Source organism: Aridibaculum aurantiacum (assembly GCF_017355875.1).
In the GTDB taxonomy this organism is placed as follows: domain Bacteria; phylum Bacteroidota; class Bacteroidia; order Chitinophagales; family Chitinophagaceae; genus Segetibacter; species Segetibacter aurantiacus.
In genome coordinates this window covers 954,748-979,117 of the sequence record NZ_JAFEWC010000003.1, presented here as the reverse complement: position 1 = coordinate 979,117, position 24,370 = coordinate 954,748, and the positions used below count along the sequence as shown (strand labels likewise).

The window sequence follows — 24,370 nt, the reverse complement described above, 5'->3', positions numbered from 1 at the left end:
TGAAGACTTTTATTCAAATATTTTAATTACGGTTTTACCATTTATTGTTTTTAGCATCATCGTGATTTTGATATACCGTGGCGGCATTACCAACCAAACTAAAAAAAGCATATGAATTTCAAACCCTTAATAGCTGCAGGTACATTACTAGGAATAGGAATGGGCGGCTTTGTTGACGGAATTGTTTTTCACCAGGTTTTGCAAACGCATAGCATGCTGTCGGCAAAGCTGCCACAAGACGAACTGGTAAACGTAAAGACCAGCATGGTTTGGGATGGTTTGTTTCATGCCTTTACCTGGTTAGCCACTGCCATAGCAATAATATTATTGTGGAATGCAGGTAAGAGAAGTGATGTACCGTGGTCAGGTAAAACTATGTTTGGCGCTTCGGTAATGGGCTGGGGCATCTTTAACCTTGTGGAAGGACTAATAGATCATTATGCACTGCAAATACACCATGTAGTGGAGATCTACGGTTTGTCTATTTACGACCACTTGTACCTGGCTTCAGGTATTATATTCATCATCATTGGGAGGATGATAATCAAAAAGGAAGTGCTGACACCAAAGCTAGGGCCAGCACTATCCAATAACTCTACTTCTGATTAATATATTTCGACTGAACCTTCTTCTGAATTGGATTTCCAGCCGCGGTGCATGCGTTCGCTGTTGAAGGCCATTGCTATGTCTCCTTCTTTATTAATAGCAATCAGCCCCATATCACCACCACTGCCTTTAGCTTTTGTATGAATAAGATAATTTGCTGCATCCTTCAATGGAAGTCCTTTATATTCTACTAATGCAGCTACATGAAACGCCGCCACATATCTTATGTTGAATTCACCATCGCCGGTAGCAGATACCGCACAAGTTTCATTATCCGCATAAGTCCCCACTCCTATCATTGAGCTATCACCAATTCTTCCTGGTGCATTGCATTCTGTACCACCCGTAGACGTAGCAGCAGCAATATTTCCATCTTTATCTAAGGCTACTGCCCCTACTGTTCCATGCATAGAGTTATTGAATCTTTCACCCTGCTCTTCCAGTTCCTGCTTCTTTTGTTCGTACTGCTCATAAGCATGATCTGTAACAAAATAAGCTGTAGGTTCTTTTGGTGTACCTGCGCCCTCTGCAAACATAAGCGCGCCACTATCTCCCAGATAAATATGTTGTGAGTCTATCATTACATGCTTGGCAAGTGTCACCGGGTTTTTTATTTCTCTTACTATTGCCACTGCCCCACTTTCAGCTGTCTTACCATTCATAATGCTGGCGCACATTTCTATGTCTCCTAGAGCATTGATAGCAGAACCGCGACCTGCATTAAATAGCGGATTGTTCTCCAAAATATTTACAGCAGCTTCTACTGCCTCCACTGCTGTTCCTCCTTTTTCTAAAACAGCATAGCCAGCGTCCACCGCTTGCTGAATGCCTTGCTTGTATGCTTCCTGGTTTTGTTGTATGAATTCCGAATCTGGTCCGGCTCCTCCGTGTACTGCTATTGCTATTTTTGCCATAATTAATATCTATAAAAAAGCTGTGCTACCCGTTAGGCCAGCACAGCGTCAATGAAAATCAGTTTTTACATAGCTACATTTTTAAGGAAAGGAAAACGCTGCATAGGTGTAAGCTTTGCAGGCTTACGTTTGATTGATTTTTCCTGCTGCAGGTATTCATTAGCTATCTCTATTGCTTTAAAAATCTTGTCGGTGAAGAAGGCAATGAAATAGCCTTTTTCCGCATTAACAATGGCTGTTCGCAGCGACATCTGTTCATCCGCAATCATTGTCATCTTTTTATTCTTAGTTACGCTTTTCACGCCCGCTGCTATAAGTTCAAAAATCTCATCCTTAGTTCTACCTCTCAGGTCATCATCCATCCGCACTACAATCTCATCAAATATTTTTGCTGCTTCCTGTCCTAATGCCACCAGGTCTTCATCTCTACGATCGCCTACACCGGCAATTACTCCTATCTTCTTAGTTGCTTTTACAGATTGAATATATTTTCCTACTGCACGTATGCCATGAGGATTGTGTGCATAATCGATCATCAAAGTGAAGTTGCTATACTCAAACATATTCATGCGTCCAGGCGTTTGTTCGGCTGAAGGAACAAAAGTGGTGAGTGATTGCCTGATGCTCTCAATGCTAAAATTGCGTGCATAACATGCCAATACTGCACCTAATACATTAGCTATATTGAAATCTGCTTTTCCATCAAAAGTGATCGGTATACGACTGGCACGTTCAACTTTTATCTTATTTTTTCCATCGATCAAGGTGATATAACCTCCGCTGTTCACTGCAGCCAATCCACCTTTACGGCAATGCTGTTTTATGCGTGGGTTATTTTCATCAAGTGAGAAAAAGGCCACTTTGCAAGACAGATCTTCTGCCATTGCATACACAAGGTCATCATCAGCATTCAAAATGGCATAACCTTCTTCTTTTACCGTATCAGCTACCACAGCTTTTACTTTAGCCAACTTTTCAAGAGTATCAATACCATTCAATCCAAGATGATCTTCTGCTACATTGGTGATAACAGCTACATCACATTCATCAAAGGCCAATCCATTGCGCAGCATACCGCCACGTGCACATTCCAGTACGGCCATCTCTACACTTGGATCTTTCAAAATGAATTGAGCAGACCGTGGACCAGAACAGTCACCCTCTACTAGTTTCTCTCCTTGTATGTAAATGCCCTCAGTGGTAGTGTAGCCTGTAGTAAAACCTTCCTGCTGGCACATGTGCGCCAACAATCTTGTGGTGGTAGTTTTACCATTGGTACCTGTAACAGCAATGATTGGAATGGTAGCTTCTGTGCCTTTAGGGAAAAGCATATCAATGACAGGTGCGGCAACATTTCTAGCCTTACCTTCTGATGGCTGCAAATGCATGCGGAAACCAGGGGCTGCATTTACTTCTATTACCGCTCCGCCATTTTCTGTAATTGGCCTGCTGAGGTCGGTAGCCATTATGTCTATACCACAGATATCAAGACCAATAACACGAGCAATACGATTAAACAGCGACACATTCTTAGGATGCACCTGGTCCGTTACATCTGTAGCGGTGCCACCTGTGCTAAGGTTGGCTGTGGTTTTTAAATAACATTCTTCGCCTTTGGCCAGAACTGTATCGGTGGTATATCCTTTCTTCTCCAATAGCTGCAGGGTGGCATCATCCAGTTTGATCTTTGTCATCACGTTCTCGTGACCATTACCACGACGCGGATCTTTATTCACCATCTCTACCAGCTGTGCAATGGTATGTTTTCCATCGCCTACAACGGCTGCAGGTTTACGACGTGCGGCAGCCACAAATTTATAATTTACTACCAGCGCCCGGTAATCATCTCCCTGGATAAAGCGCTCGCAAATAACCGCTCTTGAATAATGTTGCGCTGCTTCAAAAGCCACAGCAGCTTCTTCCCATGAATTGATATTGGTAGTTGCTCCTTTGCCCTGGTTACCGTCTCGTGGTTTTACCACAACAGGAAAACCTATGTCTTCTATTTCGTTTTTTAGTTCTTCCAGGGAATAAACCACGGCACCTTTAGGAACAGGCACTTCGGCAGCATCCAGCACTTTTTTGGTGGCACTTTTATCGCCTGCAAGTTCTACGGCTATACAGCTGGTGGTGCTGGCAATCGTCGCCTCTATCCGTTTTTGATTTTTTCCATAGCCTAATTGCACCAGTGCATTATCATCAAGGCGGATAAACGGGATACCGCGTTTCTCAGCTTCGCGAACAATGGAGTAAGTACTGGGGCCAAGGCGCTCGGAGTCACCATACTTCTTTAGTTCAGCGATATCTTTTGCAAGGTCGTAAGGCTCACCTTTGATCAATGCTTCAGCTATCCTAACGGCTGCAACAGCAGCATACCTGCCGGCTTTAGGTTCCTGGTAAGCAAAAACTACATTATACACTCCTGGCTTACCAGCCTTGCGGGTACGGCCAAATGCGGTAGGCATACCAGCCAGCGATTGGATTTCAAGCGCAATATGCTCTATCACATGGCCCATCCATGTGCCTTCTTTCACGCGTTCTAAAAAGCCGCCTACTTTACCACGAGAACAGCGGTGAGAATAAAGGGTAGGTAGAAGTGATTTTAATCTTGTAAGAAAACCGGGAATTTTGTTTGTAGGTCTTTGTTCCAGTTCTTCCAGGTCTATCCGCATTGCTATTAGCTTCTTCCTGCTAATGGACCAAAAGTTTGGTCCTGAAAGCACGTTAATCTGTTCGATTTTCATATGGTCGTGTTATACCATATAAATGAAAATGTTGTACCGTTTGTGAAGGTATAGATCAAGGATGCTCTTTCTACATACAACAAATGCTACCTACGGAGTTTCATTAACCCTGTTTCTCATATTCAACTACTTCAACATCAGCATCTTTAGGAAAAGAGTATTAAAGCGATTATTTCTGGTTCAGTTAAAAATTACTAAAACTGATCTACCGTATGGAATTCGCAAGGCAGCTTCTTCTACAGCAGCAACCTGTGGACACACCCTTTGTGTGGGAAAAATAAATCACATATAAGTGATCCAACTTACAGGTCATAATTACCTGATAATAATTCACATCTTAGAAATAAGACCAGTTGAATATTAGTTGCTTTTTAATGTGTTGAAGTGCCAATCAGCCAATGCATCCACGAGGTCTGTGTTCTCTTGTTCGGTACCAATGGTAATGCGCAGGCAGTTCTCGCACAGGGTAACATTGCTCCTGTCCCTCACCACTATTCCGCGGTCAAGCAGGAATTCGTACACTTTTCTGGCATCCTTCATCTTCACCAACAGGAAGTTTGCATCTGACGGATAGACCTTCTCAATGAAAGGTATTTTTTCAAAAACACCTTTCAGCGCCACACGCATTTGCACCAGTTCTTTTATCATGTCATTCACCTGTCCTACTTCTTCCAGCGCTTTTAGTGCAAGGTCTTGCGTAGCCTGGTTGATGTTGTACGGCGGCTTCACCTTGTTGAGCGTGTGGATGATCTCTGGGCTGGCGAACGCCATTCCCAATCGAAGGCCTGCCATTCCCCATGCTTTACTAAACGTTTGCAACACTACCAGGTTTGGATAATCAATCAACTCAGCTGTAAATGATTTATGTCGGGAGAAGTTGATATACGCTTCGTCAACCACCACAAGTCCATTGAAGTTGTTGAGGACAGCTTCTATATCTGCACGATCCATTGAATTGCCGGTTGGATTGTTGGGCGAGCAGATCCAGATGATTTTGGTATGCTCATCCACCAGGTTCTCCAGGTGAACAAGATCAAGTTGAAAATCATCGAGCAGCGGTGCCCTGCGCACCTCCACATCGTTGATGTTGGCGCTCACCTCGTACATACCGTAGGTTGGTGGGCAAATGACGACATTGTCTTTGCCGGGATTACAGAAGCAGCGGTACAGCAGGTCAATACATTCGTCGCTGCCGTTGCCCAAGAAGATGTTTTCAGCCGGAACAGATTTTACTGCACTGATCGCCTCCTTCACCTTTTGCTGGTGCGGGTCAGGATACCGGTTGTACCACTTTATCAGCGGTGAACCGATAGAATTCTCATTAGCATCTAAAAAGACTTTGGCCTCCCCGCTAAACTCATCACGAGCTGATGAATATGGAGTAAGGCTTTTTATATTTTCCCTGGTAAGGTTCTCTATATTGAAAGACATGAATTTGGAGTTTCTGGTTTCTTGTTTCTGGTTTCTAGCTTCTACTTGCTATTTCTGGTCTGTGGTTTCTGGTTCCTGGTTCCTGGTTGTGGATTGATAATCAATTGCTCTCGCTGATCTCTGATAACTGATCTCTAAACTCTGATTTCTAATCACCAATCATTATCTCTGAGCACGCCCTCACATCAAATTCTCCACCCGCATATCCAGCCGCTTAGAGACTGCATTGGCGTGTGCTTCTAATCCTTCGGCTGCGGCCATCAGTTGAACAGCCTGCCCAATGTTTTCCAGTCCCGCTTTGGTTAGCTTTTGAAATGTGATCTTTTTTACAAAGCTGTCTACACTTACACCACTGTATGCTTTTGCATAACCGTTGGTAGGTAAAGTGTGATTGGTGCCGCTGGCATAATCGCCCACACTTTCTGGCGAGTAGTTACCGATGAAAACAGAACCTGCATTTACCACTTGTTCTGCTATGGCATCAGCATTTTCACAATTGATAATGAGGTGCTCAGCTGCGTACTGGTTTAATAGTTCAACTGCTTCTTTTAGGTCACCTACTACAATTACTTTGCTTTTAGCCAAAGATTGGGCTGCAAAATCTTTCCGGGGCAGCTGCTCCAGCTGAAGTTCAACTTCAGCAGATACTGATGAAGCCACTGTTTCTGAAGTAGTTACCAATAAAACCTGGCTATCAGCTCCGTGCTCAGCTTGAGACAAAAGATCAGCAGCTACAAATATTGGATCGGCTGTTTCATCGGCTAAAACGGCTACTTCGCTCGGACCAGCGGGCATGTCGATAGCCACTCCATCCTTCTGTACCAGTTGCTTCGCACAGGTCACATATTGGTTTCCCGGGCCGAAGATCTTATACACCTGCGGAATGCTTTCGGTGCCATAAGCCATGGCAGCTATAGCCTGCGCTCCACCTGTTTTAAAGATTTTGCTGACGCCAACCAGGCTGGCCGTATATAAAATAGCCGGGTGAAGTTTGCCTTCGGCATTGGGCGGAGAACATAACAGCACTTCTTTACAACCCGCAATAGCCGCAGGAATAGCAAGCATAAGAATAGTCGAAAATAGAGGCGCAGTTCCTCCCGGAATGTATAGCCCTACTTTTTCTATACCCACACTTTTGCGCCAGCACTGTACGCCGGGCATAGTTTCCACCACCTCCTCTTGTACCAGCTGCTGCCCGTGAAACTTCTCAATATTTTCTGCTGCTTGCTTGATGGCTGCTTTTAAATCGTCGCTTACCAGCTTTTCTGCTTCAATGATTTCTTGCTGAGAAACAGCCAGTTCATCTACAGTCACCTTGTCAAACTTCAAAGCGAAATTGCGGAGCGCCAGGTCGCCGTTTGCTTTTACGGATTCTAATATTCCTGTTACATTGGCCTCCAGTGCTGCTGTATCCATTGTAGGTCGCTGCAACAGATTTGGCCACTCAGCTTTAGGAGGATTATTATAAATAGTGAGCATGCAAAGTTTTTATACAATCATTTTTTCGATAGGAACTACCAGTATGCCTTGAGCGCCGGCAGCTTTCAGTTTTTCAATGATGTCCCAGAAATCATTTTCTGTAAGTACGCTGTGTAGGCTACTCCATCCAGATTCAGCAAGTGGTAACACAGTAGGGCTTTTCATGCCTGGCAGTAGTCGAATGATCTCGTCCAGCTTTTCGTTAGGTGCATTTAGCAAAATGTATTTGTTGTTTTTTGCCCTGCGCACCGCGTGAATGCGAAACAGCAGTTTAGCCAGTAGCTCTTCCTTTTCCGGTGAAAGGTTTGCGTTCTTGATGAGTACAGCCTGCGACTTCAGTATTGTCTCCACCTCTTTCAGGCCATTCATAAATAAGGTAGAACCGCTGCTCACCAGGTCGCAGATGGCGTCTGCCAATCCTATACCCGGAGCGATCTCTACACTACCGCTGATCTCGTGTATCTCGGCGGTGATATTGTTCTTATCTAAAAACTGCTGCACCAACACAGGATACGTGGTAGCAATCTTCTTTCCCTGCAGGTAGTTTACATCATCATATTCTTCGCGCTTGTCTACTGCAATGCTCAGCCTGCATTTGCCAAAGCCTAGCTGCTCGGCCACCTGTACTTTCTTGTTCTTTTCAAAAACAACATTTTCGCCGGCGATACCAATATCAGCCACACCGTCTTCTACATATTGCGGAATATCATCGTCGCGGAAAAAAAAGATCTCCAGCGGAAAGTTGCTGGCTTCTGCCTTCAGCTTATTGACGCCGTTGGAAATGTCGATACCGCATTCTTTCAACAGCTTGAGGCTGTCTTCGTTCAACCTGCCAGATTTTTGAATTGCTATTCGCAGCATAAGTTTCTTTTGAAATGAATAGTAGGTAAAACAAAAAAGCTTACCAGAGGTAAGCCTTTCATGTTTATATCATTATACACAATACAACACCGGCCTACCTTTCGGCAAGAGCATGATGATGGATGTGCAGGTGTAAATTCATGGGCGCAAAGATAGGAGCAGAAGTATTGCTGCCAAAAATATTTGTTTTACCTGCTGCCGCAGAGTGGTTTTTAACAGCAGTTGGTGATGCTGCTATCATTAACTTCGGAAAAATGTTTAACCATGAGAATAACAAAAGTAGCAGGTGCTATGCTGGTAAGTTTGTTGCTTACCCAGGCATCTAAAGCACAAGATGCAGTTACTTATCAGACGCCGCCAAAAGCCATTGCTGACCTGGCTTTAGCTGCACCTACTCCATCTGTAAGTATAGATGATAAAGGGCAGTATATGCTGCTGATGGAGCGCAGCCCACATCCTACCATTGAAGAATTGGCGCAGCCAGAACTACGCATTGCTGGTCTGAGGATCAACCCAAGAAACTATGGTCCGAGCCGGGCAAGTTTCGTTTCTAACTTTAAGATCAAAGACCTTAAGACGAATAAAGAAACGCAGGTAAAAGGACTACCTGCCAATCTTAAAGCAAGTACGCCTACATGGAGCCCGCAGCAGACAAAGTTTGCTTTTACCAACACCACTACAAATGGTATTGATCTGTACGTGGTAAATGTGCAGGCAGCAACTGCTACCAAATTCAACAAAAGCTACCTGAACATGGTGCTGGACGATCTAAGCTGGGAGGATGAGAATACCATTTGGTACCCAGCCACTACAAAACCTGCATCTGCAGCACCGCCACAGCCGCTGGCTCCCAAAGGACCGATCGTGCAGCAAAATCTTGGTAAGGCAGCCCCTAGCCGCACCTACCAAGACCTTATCCGCAATCCATATGATGAAGCCTTATTTGAATTTTATGGTACAGCTCAATTAGTGCGTAATAATAATAGTGTAGAAACAAAAGTTGGTGCACCTGCTATTTACAGGAGCATCTCTATTTCTCCTGATAAGAATTATGTATTGGTGAGAAGGATCAATAAACCATTTTCTTACCTGGTGCCGGCGAGCAGCTTTGCATCTACATATTCTATACTTGACAAAACCGGCAAAGAGCTGAAAGTGCTGGCTAAGAACCCAAGTGGCGAAACAGCTCCGACTGGGTTTGACAACATACAGAACATACCACAGCGGTTTGCATGGAGAGCAGATCAGCCTTCTACCATTTATTGGATGCAGCCACTAGACAGCGGCATGTATGCCAACAAAATGGAGTACCACGATGCGGTGTATACACTTACTGCTCCTTTTACAGGCACACCTAAAGAACTATTAAAGACCAAATACAGGTTCAATGGAATTACCTGGGGCAATGCAACTACAGCGCTGGTATCGGAAGGCTTGAGAAGGCAACAGGTAATGCGGGTGAATAAACTCAACCCATCGACCGGCCAAATGGAACCAATGCTAGAACGCAGCATTAATGATGCGTATAACAATCCAGGTACGCCTGTTACTACTAAAAATCAATATGGCCGGCAGGTGCTTCAGGTAATTGATGGCAACAAGCTCCTGATGACGAGTACGGGTGCATCGCCAAAAGGTGATCTTCCTTTTCTTGCTGTTTTCAGTATGGATGATAAGAAGAACAACATCATCTGGAGAACAGAAGAAGGCACTTATGAGCCGGTGGTAAAAGTGCTGGATGCAGACAAGAAGATATTTGTTACCAGCAAAGAAACGCAGGAGGATGCGCCTAATTATTACATCCGCAACCTGCAAAATAATACAGCAGTTGCTATTACCAATTTTGCTGATCCGCAGCCGGCGCTACGCCAGGTAAAAAAGGAGAAAATAAAATACAAGCGCCAGGACGGGATCGATCTTACTGCCACTTTATATACGCCTGCAGGTTATGATGCTGCTCGTGATGGCAGGCTGCCTGTGTTGATGTGGGCTTACCCGCGTGAATTCAAGAATGCAGATGATGCAGGGCAGGTTCGCGGTAGCCAGAATACATTTACGCGTATCAACTATGGCTCACCAGTATTTTGGGTAACGCAAGGTTATGCAGTAATGGATGCTACAGAATTCCCAATAGTGGGTGAAGGTGATGTACAACCAAATGACAATTTCATTGACCAGCTAAGCTGGAATGCAGAAGCTGCCATCAATAAAATAGTGGACATGGGTATTGGAGATCGCAATCGAGTAGCTGTTGGAGGACATAGTTATGGCGCGTTCATGACAGCTAACTTGCTTGCTCATACCAATCTTTTTAAAGCAGGACTGGCACGAAGTGGAGCATATAACCGCACACTTACTCCTTTTGGTTTCCAGAACGAGGAGCGTACGTACTGGCAGGCACCGCAGATATATAATGCTATGAGTCCGTTTAGCCATGCAGATAAGATCAAGACGCCAATCCTGTTGATACACGGTGAAGCGGATAACAATTCAGGAACCTTCCCTATCCAGTCAGAGCGTTTGTACAATGCCATTAAAGGTCATGGCGGTACAGTAAGATATGTAGTGCTTCCTTTTGAAAGCCATGGCTACAGCGCCAAAGAAAACCTGCTTCATATGCTGTGGGAGCAGCACCAATGGCTGGAGAAGTACGTGAAGAAGTAAATAAAATATGAACTATGAATGATGAATGATGAATGATGAATGATGAATGATGAATTATGAATTATGATCTAAGTGATGATTATCGAATAAATTCAGGACTAGCACAAGCTTCGTTCTAATTTTTAATTTTTCATTTTTCATTTATAAAAAAAGCACCTCTTCGTTTGGAAGAGGTGCTTTTTTTTTGAGTAATGAGCGGGAACTGGTTTCTGTTTCCTGGTTCCTGGTTTTTTGTTTCTTGTTTCTAGTTTCTAGTTTTTTTTTCTGCTTGGCCGGATTCACTTTAGCTTCCTGATTTCTGAAAGCTGACTGCTGATAGCTGAAAGCCGTCAGCTACCTACTGCCCCACCAAAAAAACAGCATTAGCAAACAACTGTTTTCCATTTTCCCAGAAGGCGCGGAATAATGGATCATCTACAAAATATATAACTGATCCGCGGCCCATTTCCTGTACGCCAAAGTTCAATCCATCCACCAGCCTGGCCTTTACGTTTGTGCCAGCAAACCCTGTTACATAATTATCACGTTTGAAGTAGCCAACATTCCAGCCATCCTTCATGTACTCGTACACATCACCATTCAGTTTTAAGCTGTAATAAGTACTGTCGTAGCCAAAAGCAAGCGGGTGTGTTCTATCCAGGTGAACCCGGTAGATAGCACCTGGTATATGATCAGTCAATCCTTCCCTTTCACGGTTAGCATATGTGCGGAGGTTAGCATACGTTGATTTTTCTTCCGGCTTTTCCTCCCTTTGCTTCAGCCCCCAATCTTTCCCAGCCATCAACTGCACCGCATTTTCCATTGCTATTATTCTACCACCGCCACGTACATAATCTTTCAACTTATTGTTGGTGCTTTCCTCTCCAAATGCCTTGAAATAACCATCAGGAAAAATGATAACATTGAAATCCTGCAGGTTGGCTCTTCCTATATCAGATGCATTGATAAGCGTAACAGGATAATTTATCTGCTGTTCGAAAAAGTGCCATACCTGGCCTGCAGATAAGGAAGAAACCTGCTCGCCAGTTACAAGCGCTACACGTGGCGTTTGCACATAGCGCATATACGGCGAGCCAACATCAGGACCTTGCTCCATAAAACCTGAACGTAAGGGATCTATCTCTACTACATTGGTACGTGCAAGTCGAGTAAGTGTTTCATGCAGAGCTGGCTTATTGCCCTGCACCAGTACGATCATCGTTCCACGGCTGTATTGCTTGCCTTTGTAGGTAAATGGCTGCTCTGCATAACGGATGCGGATGCCTTCGCGGAGCAACTCGCTCATCATACGAACACCAGCTACAGAATTATACTTGATGAGATAGCCATAGCTTGAATTCTCAAAAGCCTGCGCCTCACCCCAGGCTCCTGCAGGTTGAATAGGCAATGCTTCTCTTACGGCATAGGCATCTACCCCATGTGCATAAGGAAGTGCCCAGGCAGTGATGTCGTAAGTATTAGAATCAGGCAGAGCAGTATGAGGATCTAATAAAACTTTTGCCAGCACCGAACGTGGCTGTGCCGTACTGACTGCTATGTGGAAACGCTTCAGGTTTACGTTTTCCATCTTGCTGTTGTTGTAGTTCATGCCGCGAACGCCGGAAGTCCTGGTGGAGCCATAGCTAATGCCATTAAGCGTAAGCAATTCAGCCAGCTTGCGAAGTTTTTCTTCGTTGTCGCTGGTCATAATGTAAGTCTTGTACTGGTTGCCTTTGCCGCTTCGGCTATCGTCAAAGAACTTTTTAAACTCATTTACCAACTGACCCGCGTGCTGCGATGCTACTTCCACTGTAGAGATAGAAGTGGTAAAATGGTGCTGTGCACGATCGACCAGCGTAAGCGTATCACCTACATCTGTTCGTATAGCAAGTCCGCCCCTGCTATGGCCTGCCTGTTCGTATGTCATACCAATTGCACCGTTGTAAGTAGGATAAGTATCGCCATAAGATGGGTACAACAGGTCGAAGCTTTCTTTGGTAAAGAACAACCAACCCTGCTGATCGAAGTAGCGTGCATTGTTTATACCGATAGTAGTCTGGAACGAGCGCTGCCATGGAGTGATCACCTCGTGAAATGGTTCTGCAGCAGGGGCAAAATAATAAGGGTTGTTGTGAAACTGTTCGTGAAAATCTACGTGAACATGCGGCATCCACTGGTTATATTTTACAATGCGCTGCCGTGTTTCCACCTGCGTTTGCCATGCCCAATCGCGGTTCAGGTCAAAGTTGTAGTGATTGCTTCTGCCGCCTGGCCATGGCTCACTATGTTCACGCGCCTGTGGATTAGGATCTGGTGTTTTGGCAGCCACTGAAGAATACCAATTCACATAACGATCGCGGCCATCAGGATTTAGACATGGATCAATGATAACAACTGTATTTTCTAAATATTTCTTTGTTTGTGTATTGGTAGGATCTACCAAAGCATGCAATGCCAACATTGCTGCTTCCGAAGAAGATGGTTCGTTGCCATGCACATTGTAACTCAACCAGACAATAGCCGGTGCATTGGCCAGCGGTGCATTACCATTTGCCAATCCTGCCAGTTGCAGGTTGTTTGTGCGGATGGCTTCAAGCCGTTGGATATTGGCAGCACTACCTATGTATGCCAGCAAAAGGTCCCGTCCTTCATAGGTCTCTCCATATTTCTCCACTTTTACCTGCGACGGCACAGCCTGGGCCACAGACCGTACATAGGCAACAATCTTATGATGAGGCGTGAACCTCGTTCCTACTTTATAACCTAAAAACTGTTCGGGACTTTGTAATGTTTGTGCTGAAACACCACTTGCCAGCACAATAGAAAAGAATACTACGACGATATTTTTCATAAAGACTTTTAGTGCCGTGAAAATAAGTTGGAAAAAGCACATGCTGGATCTATGCCCCGTATAAATAGATTAATTACTTACATTCAAAGCTCCAAAACCTAACTAACTGAAATGAAAATTTCCTTTCTTTTTTCTCTATTGCTGCTATGCCTCCTTGTTACCGGCTGTAAAAAACAAACTGAATTTATTGTAAAATTCGAGATCACTTCCACAGCTCCAGCCACTGCGCCTTTCAATTTGGTAGCTACCAAAATAGGTTTGCAAGAAATTGCGTCTATCCCTGGATTGTCGGCAGGATCAACTTCCTGGGACCATACTAAAACAGTCAATACAGAATATAGGCCACTGGATATCTATATGGCCCCTGCAAATATTTACCTCACTGCACCGGGGAGTGCTACATTGAGAATTTCTATCAATGGGGAAGTAAAAGCAGAAAAAACATATTCATCAACAGATTTACAGGGACAGAATATGGTATCTACTGTTGGTTTAACATATACCATAAAGTAGTTGATAAAAAGGTTCAGCTAAGAAATAATTACAGGTAATCGTAATTTTACATCTTATGTGACGGAGAATATTTTCGGTAAAACAGCCTGTAATATTTCTTATTGCTTCACCACCGTGTGTCGATCCACTACTTCATTTCGTACCCGAACAATCAACTGGTATACACCACGTGCCAATGAAGCAGCATCAATCTGTATATAGCCCTGCTGCAATTGTAGCCTGTCTTTCTGCCAAACAACCTGTCCATTCATGTTTACCAGTTGCAACTGCGCATCCTTCAGGCGCTCTTTTACCTGGAGTGAAATACTCTTGATAAAAGGATTACCGGCTACAGATGTGAACATTCCTTCCATAATCATCTTCACCTGTCTTACATCTGAATGTTTGATGATACCATCTTTATCCACCATTTCTAGCTTGTAATAATTTGTACCTGCAACAGGCTTCTCATCCCTCCAATTATAATGATTAGCCACTTCGTTGCGTGCTGCCAATTTTCCAACGGAATTATAATTTCTGCCGTCGGCGGAGCGGAGAAGATTGAAATGGGAGACATTGGTTTCATGCTGCGTAGACACATCAAGTTTTACAACTGATCCTTGTCGTGTGGCATTGAATGAAATAAGCTGCAATGGCAGGATAGTATTCACTGCAAAGTCAGTTACCTGCTCGGTGCCGTTGTAGTTTACTTTATACTTCCAAACGCCAGAAGGTGCAGCACCTGGAAGGACAATAGAATAGTACCAATAAGAAAAGTTATAGGTTGTGGCAGCCGTTTGCGTCCATGTTTGATAGACGGTATTATCTGGCCGTAGAATGGTGTGAACTGTCTGCTGCATGTTCTGCTGATCGCGGTAATAACTTCCAAGGTAAACGGTCTGGCTGTTGACGAAATTTACCTGTTCATTCACCACCTCATTAGCCGGGCAGGAACCTAATAATGGTGCAGCGCCATGTGTCATTATTTTATTTAGCGTAGAAACGCGGTACGGCTCCTGGTTTTGCCACCAGCTGGTAGTACCATTCATGCTGTTGCAGTTGCCACCATATGGATCTACAAGCTGGTCGTAGTTAGTGTTGGTATATATTTCCAAATGCAGGTGAGGCCCGGTGCTATTTCCAGAACTTCCCACAACACCCAAATATTCTCCAGCTGCCACCGTTGTACCAATTGGTTTGCTGGTGAGGCTGTTATTCTTCAGGTGGCCATACCATGCTACAGAGCCATCGTCGTGTATAATGTAAACGGCATTCCATTGGCAGCTACTCGTACAGAAAGCACAGTTCAGGTCGTAGTTGCCATTCATTTTGCCAACTATGGTTCCTGCGGCAGCGGCTACCACCTCTACTGCTCCATTTGACATCTTCTTCCATGCAAAGGGCCAGAGGTACATATCCGTTCCTTTATGATTATAGCCTGAGCCCATGTCGTATGTACGGTTGCCACATTGGTAATCGAGCAGTTGGTTAGGAACACCAGGGTTATGATCTACAAAATAAGATACTCCAAAGAAGCCATTGTCGTTGAAGCCGGCCTTTTGTCGTAGCGGCGGTTGAAAAGCAATAGAGCCAGGGCGCTGCGTTGGCGGCTGCAGGAGACCTCTCTCCTTTAGCATTTGCTCATTGGCTTTTAGCATGCGTACTATTTCAGCCCGTTGAGCAGGTGTCATTTCATCCTGGTGTCCTTCAAAAGAGAAAGCACCACCACCATCAGGCAGCCTTTCCAGCGGGACCTGTGCAGTAATCATACATGTACTGCCCAGCGAAAACAGTAGGATCAATAATTTTTTCACAGTAGTAGTTTTGGTAGTGGCAGTAAAATAGAAATAATTATTCAACTAAAACAGAGGCAACAGCAGCCTGTATTTAAAAGAAAAAGCAGCCCCTTGCGAGGCTGCTTTCTCATTAAAATATCATTGAATTATTTGATGATAATTACTACTCTCCTGTTTTTCGCTCTGCCTGCAGCGGTTTTGTTATCTGCAATTGGTTTTGAAAAACCATAACCAGTGGTAGATATTTTATCTGCGCTTACACCTTGAGACACCAGGTAGTTTTTAACTGAAGCAGCCCTATCCTCGCTCAGCTTTTGATTCAGTTGCTGACCGCCGGTATTATCTGTATGTCCTTCAATTTCCACTTCCAGGCTTGCATCGTTTTTTATGGTTGTAGCAATATCATTCAATGCACCATATGATGATGTAGTAAGCCTTGCACTTCCTGTTACAAACAAGATATGTTTTGCTTTTACATCTACTTCCTGCTGTACCTCTTCTTTTGGTTTTGCAGGACATCCATTGTTTGCAATTAAACCTGGAACAGTAGGACACTGGTCGTATTCATCGTTTACACCATCACCATCAGTATCAGGTACAGGACAACCATCGTATTTAGCTACGCCAAATACATTAGGGCATTTGTCTTTTGCATCTTCAATACCATCGCCATCAGTATCAGGACAGCCCTGGAAAATGCGGATTCCTGCAACATCAGGACAACGATCGTCTTTGTCTGCTACTCCATCACCATCACGATCAGGACAGCCTTGCAGGCTTGCAGGACCAGCCTGGTCAGGACAAGCATCTGTTGCATCAGGTACACCATCGCCATCACGGTCAGGCGCCGGAGGCGGTGGCGGTGTAGCTTTTACAGGTGCTTGCGGCACTTCTTTCATCTTCCTGTTACGCTTAATATCTGTAAGGTCAAAATTCAGGTTGGTATAATAGTAACCACCGTTGAAACCAAACTGCGTTGCATTACGGCTGTATACAAATCTTCCTTCACCGGTATTAGCTGCATTACGAATAGGATCAGGATAAACATCAGCTATATTGTTTGCACCAATTGTTATATTCATCCAGTGGATCGGTCTTACCGAGATGCTTGCATCTGTTACCACTTTGGCGCCAAACGTTTCATCACGTCTTCTATCTGTACCATTGAATACAGTTGACACTTCACCAAACCTTGTATTGCGCAGCATGAAACTCATGCGGCCAATGCGGTAGTTAAGGTTCAGCATAAACTTGTTGCGCGGTTGCCCTCTTTCAATGATAGCACGCTGTTCTATATTGAAAAGTGTGTTTGAATTAAGAGAGTCTGCAGGAAGTTTATCTGTGGTTTTTACATTACCTATTACTTCTGTCCTGTTGATGTTACCCGCTAAGGTTACATCCAGTATTCCCCTGCCCATAGCATAATTTCCATTGATGACTACATCTAAACCACGTGTACGAGTATCAATAGCGTTAGCAAAAAAACGTGCAACGGTTACATTAGGGAAAGGCTGCAGCAATTGGTTAACGATGGCATTGTTTCTCCTGTCAAAATCACCGCTTAGAACAATCCTGTCTTTGATCTCTATCTGGTAAGCATCCACAGTGATATTGATATTCTTGTAAGGACGAGAGGTAATTCCAATGCTATAGTTCATCGATTTTTCAGCCTTCAAACCAGGTATTCCAAATGCAGCTGCTATTTCGCTGTCATTTTTAAACGTAGCTGTTTGCGAAGCCACCAAACCCTGTGGCGTGTTTATAAATAGCGTAGCCACATTGTTGAAGAAACGCTGGTGCAGTGAAGGAGCGCGGAAACCATTGCTCACTGTTCCTCTTATAGAAAAGGCATCTGCAATTTTATAACGGGCAGAAGCTTTACCAGCAAAATTGCCACCGAAGTCGCTGTAGTGCTCATAACGTCCTGCCACATTCACCAAGAAGTTGTTGGTGAGGTCAGTTTCAATATCAGCATAACCTGCAGTTACAAACCTGTTTTCATCAACCGCATTAGCTGGTGTGAATCCGGGGAATACCTGTGCTCCTACTGCCCTGCCGCTTCCCGGTGCATAGTCACCATAGCTTCCAAATTCACCCGGCATTATCTGGTAGCGGTCTATTCTTCCTTCGCCACCTACTGCCAGGTTAAAGCTTTTTAGCCCCAGCTGCGAACCAAAATCTTTACTCAGGTTTAGCGTTGTAGTGCTTTGTGCAAAACGAAGTTTACCTGCATAAAATTCTGTTTGTGCATTCAAGCCTTCAGCAAACTGCGAAGCATTGTTTGTATTAGTGATATCGAAAAGAAATGAGTTGGCGCCCCACTGGCTGCCGAAATCCCATCTTACACCACCTTTGGTTATACCGTCAATAGATGCTGCAAGATTGTTATCTCTTATGGTAGAATTGATCAAAGGAAGAAAACCATCAGGATACAGATCTTGTATCACCTGGGTAGTTTGTTTTGGAAAACGATAAAATCCTGCTGATTGTCCCTGGCGGAAATTGGTTCCTGCATTCAGGTTGAAGTTTATCCTGTCAGTAAGTGGAATACCGCTGTTGATCATCAATCCATAATTGTCCACTTTCGAGTTGCCTACCTGCATGGTATTCTTACGGCTCATGCCCCTGCTTTGTATCAAGGCGTTGTCAAGTCGTGTGATACTGTCTCTTACTGCCTGTGATGCACCGCCCGGGATATTGTAGTACCATGTACCTGTGAAGTCACCTGCACGATTGGTTCCTTCGCGCCAGCGTGCATCAGCAAAAACATCTAAAAAACCTTTTTTACCTAAACGAAAAGCTTGTTGTAATGAAGCGCCCAATGTTCTGCCATCACCTGCATAATGCTGTCCGCCATGCAGGTTCACCAATGTTCTTTTGAAATCTCTTTTTAAAACAACGTTGACCACGCCGGCTATTGCATCCGAGCCATATTGTGAAGATGCACCATCGCGCAAAACTTCTATACGCTCAATAGCGGAAGCAGGTATGCTGTTAAGGTCGGTACCTACTGAACCACGTCCAATTGTACCGTTTACGTTTAGCAAAGCTGTATTGTGCCTGCGGCGTCCATTAATCAAAACCAAAACCTGGTCAGGGCCTAAACCACGAAGCGTTGCTGGATCTATATGATCGGTACCATCGGCAATGGTCTGGCGCGATGAATTAAATGATGGAGCAACAAAATTGATCATTTGCGTAGGCTCTATCTGTCCTGTCATCTGTAGTTCACGCGAAGAAAAAACATCCACAGGAGATGCTGTTTGAATATTGGTACGAGGAGTAACAGAACGAGAACCGACAACAGTTACTACTTGTGTAGTTTGCTCTTTCACCAACGTCATATCTACAGTAACTGTTTGATTGGCACCAACCGTTACAGCGCGCCGCTGTTGCTGGTATCCTACAAAACTTATGATGATGGTATATGAACCCGGACGAACCCTGATCTCGTAAGTGCCCGTATTGTTGGTGCGGGTTCCTGCATTTTGTCCTTCAAGAAGTACGGAGGCTCCTTCAAGTGGCATTAGGCTATCGCGTACTGTGCCGCGGATTACAGATTGCGCCATGGCAATACTGCTAATCAACAGAGCAAAAGCAAGCATACCAATAGAACGGAATGATGCGTAGAATTTTCTCATTGTTAGTCGGTTTATTAGGCAAATGATCCGCTATAATGGCATGAGCCACAACAGCTACTGTTTCTCATGCAATAATACATAAGGCACATGATATTGTATAATATATTGAAGCCACTGTTTTAATTGATTTGTTCATCTTTCGCAGGTAAAATATAATTTGCCAAATATGAGAGTGATAGTAGCAGTAACGTGTAGTTTATTATTCATTGCATGCAAGACAGCGGTGCCATCTATTGTTGGTAAAGGCAAAGCAATAGATCCATTCCATTATACTATTAAGAAGAATGAAAAATATACAAGTGGAGCCGTGGTATCAGCGCATCCACTGGGAAGTATGGTGGGTGCAAAAATTTTAAAAGATGGTGGCAATGCCATAGATGCGGCTATCGCTACCCAACTTGCATTGGCAGTAGTTTACCCCGGTGCTGGCAATATAGGTGGTGGTGGTTTTATGGTCGCCAGGTTGCAGAACGGGGAAACATTCACCTTAGACTTCAGGGAAACAGCACCAGCCAAAGCACATCGCAATATGTATATAGATGATAAGGGTGTTGCACAAACTTCTTTATCGCAACGCGGTCATTTGGCTGCAGGTATACCCGGCACCGTAGCTGGTTTATTTGAAAGCATGCCTTATGCTACTAAACCTTTCAAAGAACTAATTCAGCCCGCTATAGACCTGGCCGAATATGGTTTTGTGATTACGGCCATAGAGGCTGACAAGATGAATGAGAACCAGTCAATTTTTAAACAGCATAATACAGCGCCCACAGTTTTCATAAAAGAGAAATGGAAAGCTGGCGACACACTCATACAAAAAGAACTGGCCGCTACACTACGCAGGATAAGAGACAAAGGCAGGGATGGATTTTACAAAGGAACTACAGCTGATCTTCTGGTTGCAGAAATGAAGCGTGGCAATGGAATTATTGATCATGCAGATCTTGCTAATTACCAGCCGAAGAAACGAGAGGCTATCACCTTCAACTACAAAGGACATACGATCATCACTATGCCACCACCAAGCAGTGGCGGCATACTACTGCTTCAAATGCTGAAGATGGTGGAAGATCGGCCATTGGCGAAGTATGGTTTCCATTCTACCAAAGCAGTACAACTGGTAACAGAAGTAGAACGCCGTGCTTATGCTGACCGTGCAGAATATATGGGGGATCCGGATTTTTACAAGGTGCCTACAGCTACGCTTACCAGTGATGCTTATCTCAAAAAACGAATGGCTGATTACGACAGCACGAAAGCAGGCAAAAGCAGCTTGACAAAACCGGGTGTGATTGAGAGTATGGAGACCACTCACATAAGTATAGTTGATAAATGGAATAATGCAGTATCGCTCACTACTACCTTGAATGGAACCTTTGGAAGCAAAACAGTGGTTGGCGGTGCCGGCTTTTTCCTGAATAATGAAATGGATGACTTTAGCATAAAACCAGGTGTGCCTAACATGTATGGTGTTGTTGGTGGCGAGGCCAATGCAATTGCTGCAGGTAAACGAATGCTTAGCTCAATGACGCCTACCATCGTATTGAAGGATAACAAGCCTTACATCATATTGGGAACGCCAGGTGGTGCTACTATACCAACCAGTGTTTTTCAGGTTATTACCAATATTGTAGATTTTAAAATGCAGCCGACTGATGCGGTTTATGCGCCGCGTTTTCATCACCAGTGGCTGCCCGATGTCATACAGGTAGAACACGATTTTCCTAAGAACATTGTACAGCAATTACAACAGATGGGTTACGAGGTAAAAACTTACGGCATTGCAGGCTATGCTTCTACCATTGGAAGAGTGGAATTGATCATGATCAACAATGGTAAGATAGAGGCGGTGGCAGATATACGAGCTGACGACTCGGTTGCAGGTGAATAGTGTACTGACGTAAGTTGGTAGCCAGAATGTTCTAACTACCGGCTTTTAGTATTTTTTCTTTCCATCCTGGTATAGCCCCACAGAATAAGTATGACACATAGTACCAGGCCCACAATGGCTGGAACAATGACAGACTTTCCGGCGTTACCAGCATTGTAGATACTCCAGGATACTTTCCCGGCTGCCATCAGCACTATCACCACTAGTCCCATTACTAAACTTCTCTGCCAGAATGCTATACCCAATACAGTATAAGACAGTGGAATGGTTGCAGCCAGTAAGCTCTTCTCAATGTTCCAATCTTTCATGAGCCATTCCTTTTCAAATGCCAGGAACTCCAGCACCTGTTCATTTACAATCTCAGGTTGATTGAACCAGAACATACTTGTAAATAAGCAAAAGACAGTGATGGCTATTCCTGCCCAGCTACGCCTGTATGCAAAAAAGCAGAACGGTACAAGAAAAAATGGTCTTATATACCAACTTAATGAGTTTTGATGCCTGTGAAATATCCATGTAAAGAATGCTTCATTGGTGATGGCAAGAACAATGAAAAGGATAGTCAGCGAGAAGAAAATAACAGCGATAGCCTTATCATGTTTCTGGAGCATATTCAACTGAAGGCTTTTCACATAAATTGCCTGTCGCCGCAAAGATCAAATATTTCTTTCTTAAAAATTCAGCTGTGCCTGTAAGCGCAGCAACCTGCCTTTCTGCAAATTCTCTTGTCGCCTGAAGTCTTCGAATCTTCTTTCTGAAAAAACATATTCTGCTACAAATTCAAAGTTTTTCCACGGCTGCCATTCAACTCCAATTTCATATTCATTTACATCATAGCTACGTGCATCGAGTTCATGTTTTTTACCCCCTGAATAATGTTGCGCTCTAAAGAAAGGAAAGATGATCTGCTTGTTGGCCTTGATCATATAATTTAGGGTGATATACCCGCCATACAGGTTGCGTAGCTCTATCGAATCTGTATCCTTGTTGAACTCCGGCCCGCGGCCTACGTTATATTCAGCCATAAAACCAAATGGCTTTGGATACATAACCAAAGTAGCCGCCACACGTTCATCACGGTATTCATTTCCCTTCACCACTTTCACTCCTGGTGAAAGTTGGTCTGCGGGTACTACATACCTGCCGGTGTATGCCTGCAATGCCGGCTCCAATGTTTGGTCGCCAATTTTAAAAGGATATGCTACTCTACCTACCACATGTAATGAATTATTCTGCTCCGGCCTGTTAGCTGTCTGTCCATTAAAAGCGCCAAAAGCTATCACACCATAATCTCCTTCTCCTTTATAACCTTCATTAACCAGCGACGAGAACATGCGACGCTTATCTTCTGGCGCCCAATAAAAAAACACACCAAGGTCGCGCTCATTTGACAAGGCACTATTCAGAGCATCATTACGGTCGAGCGGCAATCGATTCTGGCTTGATTGCATATTCTCAAAACCAAATGGCACTTTGCTTTGACCAATTCTCACTCGTAATTCGTTTTTACGGTTAAGTCCTACGTCTACATAAGCATCTCGTATCTGTCCAAACTGAAGTGAATTTGTAGAGGCAGAACTGGCAAAATCAGGTTGAACATAAAAATATACCCGCTCATGTACCTGGCCGAAAAAGATGACACGCATTCTTCGCATAAAGAATCCACCACCCTCACCTATTGAACGGTCGCACTGCTCACATTTCAGTTGCGGATTGGTTTCAAGCAGCCTGTTATAGCGAGTTTGCATGTAACCACGGATCTGTACATTCTCATACCACTTCTTTTGCTTTGGCGGTTCTTTAGCCTCTTGATTTGTAGTATCGTTTTGTGCGGATGATGCAGTTGTAAAAAATAATAATGCGATCAGTAGTTTCTTCATGCCTGCGTGTGGTGTTTAACAAAATTAATGCTGCCAATGCAGAAGACTACAACCAGAACAAGAAAATGTTCAAAATAACTTAATGTAGAAATATGAGAAATATCAAAAAGAAATTGTAACACTTACACTGCAGTGATCACTTGCAGCAATAGTTTCATTAGAATTGATGATCTCCGGGTAGCGCGATTTTATTAGTGGATGTTGGGCTTTTTTTGATAACCCTTTTCTATTAATAACAGGTAGTACGCCGGGATTAGCTTTTACAAGCCGCTTCGACAACCATACATAATCCAGCTGGCTATACCTGTCTGCCTCTTGTACTTTAGTAGTGTCCCAAAAATGAGTCCACCGCTCTTCTGCCGGCAGGTTCTCCACTACATTGTAAAGCCACTTTGTCTTGAATAGTTTTTCAAGGGAGCTATCCTCAGATGGATAATCATTGAAATCTCCAACAATGGCAAATGCAGCGGTTGACACCCTTCGCTTCAGCCTATCCTGCACGATCTTTAAAATTCCATCTACCTGTTCTATCCGGCGGCTCGCTGAGATCGCTCGTCCGTTTGCAGGATTGCTCATATCAAACATGCTCTTCAGGTGGTTTTTATAAAGAATAAATGGCTTGCCTTCCACCATGAAATCAAGTTCCAGGCAGTCACGCGAAAAGAGCCAGTTCTTTTTGCTGTTGCGCAGGTATTGGTGCGTCATGATCCTTTCAAATGGCAACTTGCTTAACACTGCCACATCAATCAGGCGCGGATCATTGCCATCCACCAGCAACTTGTATGGGTATAGCGATGAAAGATTATTCTCAGCGCAAAAGTTCTTCAGCGTATCCAAATTCTCCACTTCCTGCAGTGCTATTATATCTGCTTTTGTATCTCTGATCACTTTAGCGGTTAGCTTTCTTTCCGGCTGAGGTACTGTAGTAAACCTGGAGCTGTTGATGATAAAACCATTCTCCACTGCCTGGTTCACTTCGCCTGGTGGTAACTTATCACTAAACTTATAACGCCTGAAAAGGTTCTCACAGTTAAAGGTGGCAATGGTTAGTGATGGCATAAGAATTTCTTATTTTCTGTTGAAACTAATCAGTTGTTAAAACAATTGCAATTGGCAGGTGAGGTTTTTCTATATAGCCAGA

General features: G+C 43.9%; 15 protein-coding genes. 4 read left to right on the top strand and 11 right to left on the bottom strand.

Annotated elements, in window-relative coordinates; genetic code table 11:
• Window positions 1-111: 111 nt before the first annotated feature.
• Window positions 112-609: a DUF2243 domain-containing protein gene (locus J4N22_RS17815; protein ID WP_207496822.1), complete on the top strand. Its 498-nt coding sequence runs from the start codon at window positions 112-114 to the stop codon at window positions 607-609.
• Here the strand turns inward: J4N22_RS17815 and J4N22_RS17810 are convergent.
• The 5 genes from J4N22_RS17810 to hisG form a co-directional block, all read right to left on the bottom strand.
• The gene (locus J4N22_RS17810; protein ID WP_207496821.1) at window positions 606-1,520 is read right to left on the bottom strand and encodes an isoaspartyl peptidase/L-asparaginase family protein; all 915 of its coding nucleotides are present in this window, start codon (window positions 1,518-1,520) and stop codon (window positions 606-608) included. The genes J4N22_RS17815 and J4N22_RS17810 overlap by 4 nt on opposite strands.
• A 65-nt stretch (window positions 1,521-1,585) precedes the next feature.
• The gene (cphA, locus tag J4N22_RS17805) at window positions 1,586-4,264 is read right to left on the bottom strand and encodes a cyanophycin synthetase (RefSeq protein WP_207496820.1); all 2,679 of its coding nucleotides are present in this window, start codon (window positions 4,262-4,264) and stop codon (window positions 1,586-1,588) included.
• 360 nt (window positions 4,265-4,624) lie between these two features.
• Window positions 4,625-5,695: a histidinol-phosphate transaminase gene (gene hisC, locus J4N22_RS17800; protein WP_207496819.1), complete on the bottom strand. Its 1,071-nt coding sequence runs from the start codon at window positions 5,693-5,695 to the stop codon at window positions 4,625-4,627.
• 180 nt (window positions 5,696-5,875) lie between these two features.
• Window positions 5,876-7,174 carry a histidinol dehydrogenase gene (hisD, locus tag J4N22_RS17795; RefSeq protein ID WP_207496818.1) on the bottom strand — a complete coding sequence of 433 codons (1,299 nt, stop codon included), beginning with the start codon at window positions 7,172-7,174 and terminating at the stop codon, window positions 5,876-5,878.
• A gap of 9 nt (window positions 7,175-7,183) precedes the next feature.
• Window positions 7,184-8,035 (bottom strand): ATP phosphoribosyltransferase, encoded by an 852-nt coding sequence (gene hisG / locus J4N22_RS17790; RefSeq protein ID WP_207496817.1) that lies wholly within the window; start codon window positions 8,033-8,035, stop codon window positions 7,184-7,186.
• Between the two features lie 264 nt (window positions 8,036-8,299).
• Here hisG and J4N22_RS17785 point away from each other — a divergent pair, with 264 nt between their 5' ends.
• Complete coding sequence (locus J4N22_RS17785) at window positions 8,300-10,699, top strand: alpha/beta hydrolase family protein (protein ID WP_207496816.1); 2,400 nt, start codon at window positions 8,300-8,302, stop codon at window positions 10,697-10,699.
• Between the two features lie 337 nt (window positions 10,700-11,036).
• Here J4N22_RS17785 and J4N22_RS17780 read toward each other — a convergent pair whose 3' ends face one another.
• Complete coding sequence (locus tag J4N22_RS17780) at window positions 11,037-13,529, bottom strand: M14 metallopeptidase family protein (RefSeq protein WP_242692273.1); 2,493 nt, start codon at window positions 13,527-13,529, stop codon at window positions 11,037-11,039.
• A 111-nt stretch (window positions 13,530-13,640) separates the two neighbouring features.
• On the opposite strand from J4N22_RS17780, the gene J4N22_RS17775 reads away from it, so the two are divergent.
• A complete protein-coding gene (locus J4N22_RS17775) occupies window positions 13,641-14,042 on the top strand; it encodes a hypothetical protein (protein ID WP_207496814.1) in 402 nt (133 codons plus the stop codon).
• A 98-nt stretch (window positions 14,043-14,140) separates the two neighbouring features.
• Here the strand turns inward: J4N22_RS17775 and J4N22_RS17770 are convergent, their stop codons facing one another.
• Together J4N22_RS17770 and J4N22_RS17765 are read right to left on the bottom strand one after the other, a co-directional pair.
• Window positions 14,141-15,835, bottom strand: coding sequence for a peptidoglycan DD-metalloendopeptidase family protein (locus tag J4N22_RS17770; protein WP_207496813.1), 1,695 nt, complete (start codon window positions 15,833-15,835; stop codon window positions 14,141-14,143).
• Between the two features lie 128 nt (window positions 15,836-15,963).
• Window positions 15,964-19,458 (bottom strand): TonB-dependent receptor domain-containing protein, encoded by a 3,495-nt coding sequence (locus J4N22_RS17765; protein ID WP_207496812.1) that lies wholly within the window; start codon window positions 19,456-19,458, stop codon window positions 15,964-15,966.
• 166 nt (window positions 19,459-19,624) lie between these two features.
• Here J4N22_RS17765 and ggt point away from each other — a divergent pair, with 166 nt between their 5' ends.
• Window positions 19,625-21,349 carry a gamma-glutamyltransferase gene (ggt, locus tag J4N22_RS17760; RefSeq protein WP_207496811.1) on the top strand — a complete coding sequence of 575 codons (1,725 nt, stop codon included), beginning with the start codon at window positions 19,625-19,627 and terminating at the stop codon, window positions 21,347-21,349.
• Between the two features lie 35 nt (window positions 21,350-21,384).
• Here ggt and J4N22_RS17755 read toward each other — a convergent pair whose 3' ends face one another.
• The 3 genes from J4N22_RS17755 to J4N22_RS17745 all read right to left on the bottom strand — a co-directional run bounded on the left by J4N22_RS17755 (window position 21,385) and on the right by J4N22_RS17745 (window position 24,288).
• Complete coding sequence (locus J4N22_RS17755) at window positions 21,385-21,960, bottom strand: hypothetical protein (RefSeq protein WP_207496810.1); 576 nt, start codon at window positions 21,958-21,960, stop codon at window positions 21,385-21,387.
• Window positions 21,961-22,020: 60 nt separating this feature from the next.
• Entirely contained in the window at window positions 22,021-23,229 is a 1,209-nt protein-coding gene (locus J4N22_RS17750; protein ID WP_207496809.1) for a porin, read from the bottom strand.
• Window positions 23,230-23,331: 102 nt separating this feature from the next.
• Entirely contained in the window at window positions 23,332-24,288 is a 957-nt protein-coding gene (locus J4N22_RS17745; RefSeq protein WP_207496808.1) for an endonuclease/exonuclease/phosphatase family protein, read from the bottom strand.
• Between the last annotated feature and the right edge of the window lie 82 nt (window positions 24,289-24,370).